Raw genomic sequence first — 7,860 nt, 5'->3', positions numbered from 1 at the left:
TAGGCGGCCTTCGTGACCTGCTCCTCGGAGAACGGCGCCGGGGCCTCGGGCAGCCCGCGGTGGCGGTAGTCCTCGCCGTCGATGCGCAGCGGCCGGAAGTGCGCGGACAGGCCCTGGATCTCGCGCAGGAAGTCGGCGGCGGCGAACCGGCCCTCGCCGAGCTTGCCGGGCAGCGTGTTCGAGGTGGCGGCGAGCGCGACGCCCGCGTCGACCAGCTTGCCGAGCAGGGTGGAGACGAGGACGGTGTCGCCCGGGTCGTCGAGCTCGAACTCGTCGATGCAGAGCAGCCGGTGCTCGCTCAGGGTGCGCACGGTCTGCTGGAAGCCGAGCGCGCCGACCAGGTTCGTCAGCTCGACGAACGTGCCGAACGCCTTCCGCTCGGGCGCCGCCGGGGTGGCGTGCCACAAGGAGGCCAGGAGGTGGGTCTTGCCGACGCCGTACCCGCCGTCGAGGTAGACGCCGCGGGGGCCCGCCGGGGCGGCGGCCGCCTTCTTGCCGAAGCCGAACAGGCCGCGCTTCTTCGCCGCGCCCGCGCCGTGCGCCCCGCCGAGCCCGGCGGCGAACGCGCTGAGCACCCGCACGGCCTCGGTCTGGCTCGGCTGGTCCGGGTCGGGGATGTACGTCTCGAAGCGGGCGGTGCTGAACCGGGGCGGCGGCACCATCTCGGCGACCAGGCGCTCCGCGGGAACATGCGGCTCACGGGCGCACAGGGACGCGGGCGCCGCGTCGGCTATGGGAGGAATGCCCCGCTGCGGGGCGCCGGCGGCTTCGGAGGAGGACGACACAACACCCAAGACTAATCGCCGTGCCACACTGCACGTCATGCGACGCCTGTTCCCTGTGACGTACGAAACAGCAGATCACGCGGGTGGGGAGGGACACACGGGCTCCGCCGGACCAGGCCGCGCGGGCGCCCGCGAGTGGGACCTAGACGAGCTCGCCGACGCCTACGCCTACCCGGAGCAGGCGGCGGGCGAGGTCTGGCTGCGCGCCAACATGGTCTCCACGCTCGACGGCGCCGCCCAGCACGACGGCCGCTCCCAGCCCCTCTCCAGCCCCGCCGACATGCGGATCTTCGGCACCCTGCGCGGCCTCGCGGACGCCGTCGTGGTCGGCGCCCAGACGGTCCGCCAGGAGGGGTACAGGCCCGCACGCGCGCGTGAGGCGTTCCTCGCGCGCCGCAAGGCGGCCGGGCAGGGCCCCGCCCCGTCCATCGCGGTGATCAGCGCCGGCCTCGACCTGGACTTCGGCCTCCCGCTCTTCACCGAGCCACCGGCCCCGACGTACGTGCTCACGGGCGCGGCGGCGCCCGCGGACCGGGTGGCGGCGGCGCGCGCGGCCGGGGCCGAGGTGCTGATCGCGGGCGAGGGCGCCGGGGTCGAACCGGAGCGGGCGGTTCAGGCGCTCGCCGGGCGGGGCCTGACCCGGCTGCTCACGGAGGGCGGGCCGAGGCTGCTCGGGCAGTTCGTGGCCGCCCGGGTGCTCGACGAACTGTGCCTGACGGTGTCGCCGCTGCTCACGGCGGGCGGCGCGCAGCGGATCGCCGGGGGGCCGGAGCTGGACCTGCCGGAACGTTTCGAGCTGGCATCTCTCCTGGAGGAGGACGGATTCCTGTTCTCCCGGTACCGGCGGGATCGACACTCGGCGGAATGACTCGTTCCGTTTTGCCTCCACTGGGCACACTAAATTTCGCAGCCCCCGTGCGGCCACGGGGCAGGATGGTTTCCGCATGTCCCCCAGGGCCGGTCGCAGGACGGCCCGCGGCAGGAGAAGAAGGGCGCCCGTCGTGTTCACGAGCGTATTGATGATCGAGAAGGCCCTGACGTCCGCCGACGTGGAGTTCGTCACCACTTTGCACGGCGACGAGGAAGTCTCTTTCCATGTGCTGCTCCAGCCCCGCGGCGACCAGGCGGACCGCCTGCTGCGGGCCATCGACGACGTAGCGATGGGAGAGCTGGACGAGGCGGCCCGGGAGGACGAGGTGCCCGAGGGCGACGAGGCCAAGGCCCCCGCCGCGCAGGCGCTGAGCGTCTCCCTCACCGCGCTGCACCAGGCCGGCTGCGCCGCCGAGGGCCGGCTGATCGAGGACCACCCCCTCGACGCGCTCAAGGGGCTCGTCGACGAGGTCAAGGCCGACGAGGTGATCGTCCTGACCGACCCGCACTACGTCGAGGAGTTCTTCCACCGCGACTGGGCCTCGCGGGCACGGCACAAGGTGGGGGTGCCAGTGCTGAAGCTGTTCTCGTACAGCAAGCGCGAGGCGTGAGGGCGGGCGCGTGACGCCGGGCTCGGATGAGGGGCGGGTCGGACGGAGGCAATAGGCTGGGCCCGATCCGTAGCCACTCCGGCTACGGATCGGGTCACGCAGCAGCACTCAGGAACCCCAGGGGAGACACACGTATGGCACCCGGCCTGCCCACGTCCACCGCCGCCATGGACCGACCGCACTTCATCGGCATCGGCGGGGCCGGCATGTCGGGCATCGCCAAGATCCTCGCCAGCGCGGGGCGAAGGTCGCGGGCAGCGACGCGCGGGAGTCCGCCACGGCCGAGGCGCTGCGCGGGCTCGGCGTCACGGTCCACATCGGGCACGACGCCGCGCACCTCGCCTCCGACGCCACCTGCGTCGTCGTCTCCTCCGCGATCCGCGAGGACAACCCGGAGCTGGCGCGCGCCGCCGAGCTCGGCATCCCCGTCGTGCACCGCTCCGACGCGCTCGCCTCCCTCATGGACGGCCTGCGCCCGATCGCGGTGGCGGGCACCCACGGCAAGACGACCACGACGTCGATGCTGGCCGTCGCCCTGTCCTCGCTCGATCTGGACCGTCCTACGCGATCGGCGGCGACCTGGACGCCCCCGGTTCGAACGCGCTGCACGGCGAGGGCGACATCTTCGTGGCCGAGGCCGATGAATCGGACCGCAGCTTCCACAAGTACCGGCCGGAAGTCGCGATCATCCTCAACGTCGAGCTCGACCACCACGCGAACTACGCGTCGATGGACGAGATCTACGACTCCTTCGAGATCTTCACCTCGAAGATCGTCCCCGGTGGCACGCTGGTCATCGCCGCCGACCACCCCGGCGCGGTCGAGCTGACCCGCCGCATCCGGGACACGACGTCGCTCAAGGTCGTCACGTACGGCGAGTCGGAGTCGGCGGACATCCGCATCCACAAGGTCACGCCGCGCGGCCTGACCAGCGAGGTCACGGTCCTCCTCGACGGCAAGCTGCTCACCTTCACCGTCTCGGTCCCCGGCCGCCACTACGCGCACAACGCGGTCGCGGCGCTCGCGGCGGGCGTCGCGCTCGGCATCCCCTCCCGGAACCTGGCCGCCGCCCTGAAGTCCTACACCGGCGTCAAGCGCCGCCTCCAGCTCAAGGGCGAGGAGGCAGGCGTCCAGGTCATCGACTCCTACGCGCACCACCCCACCGAGATGACGGCCGACCTGGAGGCGATGCGCGGCGCGGCGGCCGACTCCCGCCTCCTCGTCCTCTTCCAGCCCCACCTCTTCTCCCGCACCCAGGAGCTGGGCAAGGAGATGGGCGCGGCCCTCGCCCTCGCGGACGCCTCGGTCGTCCTCGACATCTACCCGGCCCGCGAGGACCCGATCCCGGGCGTCACCAGCGCCCTGATCGTCGACGCGGCGCGAGCGGCGGGCGCGGACGTCCACCCGGCCGCCGACAAGGACGCGGCCGTCGCGCTCGTCGCGGGAATGGCGAAGCCCGGCGATCTCGTTCTCACCATGGGAGCGGGCGACGTCACGGACCTCGGCCCGCGCATCCTGGACCACCTCGCACAGCGCTGAAGGGAAGTGTCTCCATGTCGTACGACGTCGAGAAGCCGGACGAGCAGTGGCGCGCGGAGCTGAGCCCGGCGGAGTACGCGGTACTGCGCCAGGCCGGCACCGAGCCCGCCTTCACCGGTGAGTACACGGACACCAAGACCAAGGGCGTCTACGCCTGCCGCGCCTGCGGCGCCGAGCTGTTCACCTCGACCGAGAAGTTCGAGTCCCACTGCGGCTGGCCCTCCTTCTACGACCCGAAGGACTCCGCCGCCGTCGAACTGATCGAGGACCGCTCCCACGGCATGGTCCGCACCGAGGTCCGCTGCGCCCGCTGCGGCTCCCACCTGGGCCACGTCTTCGAGGGCGAGGGCTACCCGACCCCGACGGACCAGCGGTACTGCATCAACTCGGTGTCACTGCGGCTGGAGCCGGTCGAGGGCTGAAACGGTTGAGCACCGGTGTCCGGACGGGGCGGGCCTTCAGGCCCGCCCCGTCCGGTCCGCCCGCAAAAAGTCCTCCACCACCCTGATCAGCGCCAGCGGGGCCTCGTCCATCGCGTAGTGGCCGCAGACCGGGAGGTCGACCAGTTCGCCGCGGGTGAAGTAGTGCAGCCAGGTCGCGCGGATCAGGTCCGCGGGGAGGGACGGGTCGAGCTGGCCGGTGACGGCGAGGGCCGGGGTGGTGCAGCCCTCCAGGTCGTGGTGGAAGTCGTCGTGGGTCCATGAGTCGAGCCAGGCGCGGAACGCCTTGGCGTCGCTGCGCGCCACGGACCGCGCCGTCATCCGGTCGAGCCAGGCCGCGGGGCGGACGCCGCCCGTGGTGAGGTCGATGATGGTGCGGCGGTGCGCCGGCTCGTTGTCCGCCGTCGCGAACAGCTCCCACCGCTGCGGCGGCAGCGCGAGGCCCGACGCCGGGACGGGCGAGACGCCCGCGATGCGCCGCACGCGCGCGGGTGCCGCGGCGACGACGCGCTGCGCCACGCTCGCCCCCATCGAGTGCCCGATCAGCGAGAAGCGTTCCCAGCCGAGCCGGTCCGCGAGCGCGAGGACGTCGCCCGCGCCCTCGGCCGTCGTGTACGCCCCCGGGGTGTCCTTCGCCTCCCCGTAGCCGCGCAGGTCCACCAGCGCGTACTCGAAGGAGACCCGGTCCAGGTCGGCCACGACCGGCGCCCACGCGGAACGGTCGGCGAACCAGCCGTGCACCGCGAGCACCTTGTGCGGACCGTCTCCGTGCCGTTCATGGGGAAGGAGGTAGGTGGAGGCCACGGCGAACTCCCGGGGATGTGGCGGTGCGGATCGCTCCACGGTGGCGCGGCCCCGCCCGGCCCACAAGGGGGCGTGTCCGGGGGATCGGCGACAATAGCGCCTGTGACCTCAGCCGACGCCTCCGCCGACACCTTTTCCGTCCCCTCTGCGCCCGGTCGACCCGGCCGCTCCGAGCTGCGTGCCGACTGCGGCGACTGTTTCGGCCTGTGCTGCGTGGCGCTCCCGTTCGCCAAGTCGCAGGACTTCGCGCGGAACAAGAGCGCGGGCAGCCCCTGCCGCAACCTCCGGGACGACTTCCGCTGCGGCATCCACGCGCGGCTGCGCGACGAGGGCTATCAGGGGTGCACCGTCTTCGACTGCTTCGGCGCCGGACAGAAGATCTCGCAGGTCACGTTCGAGGGCGTCAGCTGGCGTGAGCGCCCGGAGAGCGCGCGGGCGATGTACGAGACGTTCCCCGTCATGCGGCAGCTGCACGAACTGCTGTGGTACCTGAGCGAAGTGCTCGAACTGCGCCGCGCCAAGTCCGTGCACCGCGACGCCCGGCGCGCCCACGACGCCATCGAGCGCCTCACGCGCGCGGGCGCCGACGAACTGCTCGCCGCCGACGTGCCCGCGATCCGCGGTGACGTGAACACCCTGCTGCTCAAGGCGAGCGACCTGGTCCGCGCCCAGGTGCCGGGGCGCAAGAAGAACCACCGCGGCGCGGACCTCGCCGGGGCCCGTCTGCACGCGGCAGACCTGCGGGGCGCCAGCCTGCGCGGCGCTCTCCTCATAGCCGCCGACCTGACCGGCGCCGACCTGCGCTTCGCCGACCTGATCGGCGCGGACCTGCGCGACGCCCGGCTCGCCGGCGCCGACCTCACGGGCGCGATCTTCCTCACCCAGGCCCAGGTGAACGCGGCACACGGCGACGCCGCCACCAAGCTGCCGCCCGGCCTGGCGCGCCCCGCGCGCTGGGCCGCGTAACCCCGACACGGACGGGCCGCTTCCCCGCCGCGCCCCCGCCCACTCCTCGTTCCCGCGATTCACGCGATGGAGCGATCATCCGGCCCGTCGTGGATGGGCCGGGGCCACGCGGGTAGGGCCGCGCCCATGACAGAGCAGTCCACACAACCGTTCCGCCTGCCGCGCTTCTACATGCCGTACGAGGCGCGCCTCAACCCCCACCTCGACCAGGCCCGCGCCCACTCCGCCGAGTGGGCCCGCGCGATGGGGATGCTGGAGGGGAGCGGCGTGTGGGAGCGGAGCGACCTCGACGCGCACGACTACGGCCTGCTGTGCGCGTACACGCACCCCGACTGCGACGGCCCGGCGCTCTCCCTGATCACCGACTGGTACGTGTGGGTCTTCTTCTTCGACGACCACTTCCTGGACCTGTTCAAGCGCACCGGCGACCGCGAGGGCGGCAAGGCCCACCTGGAGCGGCTGCCCCTGTTCATGCCGATGGACGTCTTCGCGGCGGTGCCGGAGCCGGAGAACCCCGTCGAGGCCGGCCTCGCGGACCTGTGGCGGCGCACCGTGCCCGCCATGTCCTCCGGCTGGCGCCGCCGCTTCGCCGAGGCGACCGAGCACCTGCTCAACGAGTCGATGTGGGAGCTCTCGAACATCAACGAGGGCCGCGTCTCCAACCCCGTCGAGTACATCGAGATGCGCCGCAAGGTCGGCGGCGCCCCCTGGTCGGCCGGGCTCGTGGAGTACGCGACCGCCGAGATCCCGGCGCCGGTCGCCGCGTCGCGCCCGCTGCGCGTCCTGAAGGAAACGTTCTCCGACGCCGTGCACCTGCGCAACGACCTCTTCTCCTACGAGCGTGAGGTCCGCGACGAGGGCGAGCTCAGCAACGGCGTCCTCGTCCTGGAGACGTTCTTCGGCTGTACGACGCAGGAGGCGGCGGAAGCCGTCAACGACGTGCTGACCTCACGCATGCACCAGTTCGAGCACACCGCGCTGACCGAGGTGCCCGCGCTCTGCCTCGAAAAGGGGCTCACCCCCGACCAGGTCGCCGCCGTCGCCGCGTACGCGCGCGGGCTGCAGGACTGGCAGTCCGGCGGACACGAGTGGCACCTGCGGTCGAGCCGCTACATGAACGAGGGCGCCGTCGAGGAACCGTCACCGCTGCGCGGCCCCACCGGCCCCGGCACCGCCTCCGCCGACGTACACGCCCTGCTCACGTCCGCCGGGGCCGAGCGGCTGCGGGCGTACACGCACGTGCCGTTCCAGAAGGTGGGACCCTCGCGCCTGCCCGACTTCCTCATGCCGTACGAGGTGAGGCTGAACCCGGCGCTCGACCACGCGCGCGTGCGCCTCGGCCAGTGGGTGCGCGCCATGGGTATCCTCGGCGAGGGCGTCTGGGACGAGGACAAGCTCGCCGCCGCCGACCTCGCCCTCTGCTCGGCGGGGATCGACCCGGACGGCTCCCCGGAGACCCTCGGCCTCAGCGCGCAGTGGCTCGCCTGGGGCACCTACGGCGACGACTACTACCCGCTCGTCTTCGGGCGGCGCCACGACCTCGCCGCCGCCAGGCTGTGCACCGAACGCCTCTCGGCCTGCATGCCCCTGGCGGACGAACCCCCGCCCGAACCGGCCAACGCCATGGAGCGCGGCCTCACCGACCTGTGGGCGCGCACGACCGCGACCATGACACCCGAGCAGCGGACCGGGCTCAGGGCCGCCGTCGACGCCATGACGGAGAGCTGGGTCTGGGAGATCCTCAACCAGGCACAGCACCGCATCCCCGACCCCGTCGACTACCTGGAGATGCGCCGCGCCACCTTCGGCTCCGACCTCACCCTGTCCATGTGCCGCGCGGGCCAC

General features: G+C 72.7%; 7 protein-coding genes and 1 pseudogene. 6 read left to right on the top strand and 2 right to left on the bottom strand.

Features of this window, described 5'->3' with window-relative positions:
- Positions 1–785 (bottom strand): cell division protein ZapE (gene zapE / locus N5I75_RS22300; protein WP_476679835.1); only part of this gene is annotated, 785 nt, incomplete at its 3' end.
- A gap of 37 nt (positions 786–822) precedes the next feature.
- Between zapE and N5I75_RS22295 the strand changes: the two genes are divergently transcribed.
- From N5I75_RS22295 to msrB, 4 genes and pseudogenes are all read left to right on the top strand, one after another.
- Entirely contained in the window at positions 823–1,653 is an 831-nt protein-coding gene (locus N5I75_RS22295; protein WP_476679833.1) for a pyrimidine reductase family protein, read from the top strand.
- A gap of 133 nt (positions 1,654–1,786) precedes the next feature.
- Positions 1,787–2,266: an indole-3-glycerol phosphate synthase gene (locus N5I75_RS22290; protein WP_476679831.1), complete on the top strand. Its 480-nt coding sequence runs from the start codon at positions 1,787–1,789 to the stop codon at positions 2,264–2,266.
- A gap of 134 nt (positions 2,267–2,400) precedes the next feature.
- Positions 2,401–3,805: pseudogene (gene murC, locus N5I75_RS22285) on the top strand (UDP-N-acetylmuramate--L-alanine ligase).
- A gap of 14 nt (positions 3,806–3,819) precedes the next feature.
- Complete coding sequence (gene msrB / locus N5I75_RS22280; protein ID WP_476679829.1) at positions 3,820–4,227, top strand: peptide-methionine (R)-S-oxide reductase MsrB; 408 nt, start codon at positions 3,820–3,822, stop codon at positions 4,225–4,227.
- A gap of 36 nt (positions 4,228–4,263) precedes the next feature.
- Here msrB and N5I75_RS22275 read toward each other — a convergent pair whose 3' ends face one another.
- A complete protein-coding gene (locus N5I75_RS22275) occupies positions 4,264–5,049 on the bottom strand; it encodes an alpha/beta fold hydrolase (protein ID WP_476679827.1) in 786 nt (261 codons plus the stop codon).
- Positions 5,050–5,151: 102 nt separating this feature from the next.
- On the opposite strand from N5I75_RS22275, the gene N5I75_RS22270 reads away from it, so the two are divergent.
- Positions 5,152–6,015 (top strand): pentapeptide repeat-containing protein, encoded by an 864-nt coding sequence (locus N5I75_RS22270; RefSeq protein WP_476679825.1) that lies wholly within the window; start codon positions 5,152–5,154, stop codon positions 6,013–6,015.
- 126 nt (positions 6,016–6,141) lie between these two features.
- On the top strand, positions 6,142–7,860 hold a 1,719-nt coding region (gene cyc2 / locus N5I75_RS22265), incomplete at its 3' end, for a germacradienol/geosmin synthase Cyc2 (RefSeq protein WP_476679823.1).

It is taken from the genome of Streptomyces sp. R818, assembly GCF_056172735.1.
This window is presented reverse-complemented; position numbering and strand designations above follow the sequence as displayed.

Coding starts and splice junctions, on each gene's coding strand:
- N5I75_RS22295 (WP_476679833.1), top strand. CDS start 823: ATGCGACGCCTGTTCCCTGTGACGTACGAAACAGCAGATCACGCGGGT.
- msrB (WP_476679829.1), top strand. CDS start 3,820: ATGTCGTACGACGTCGAGAAGCCGGACGAGCAGTGGCGCGCGGAGCTG.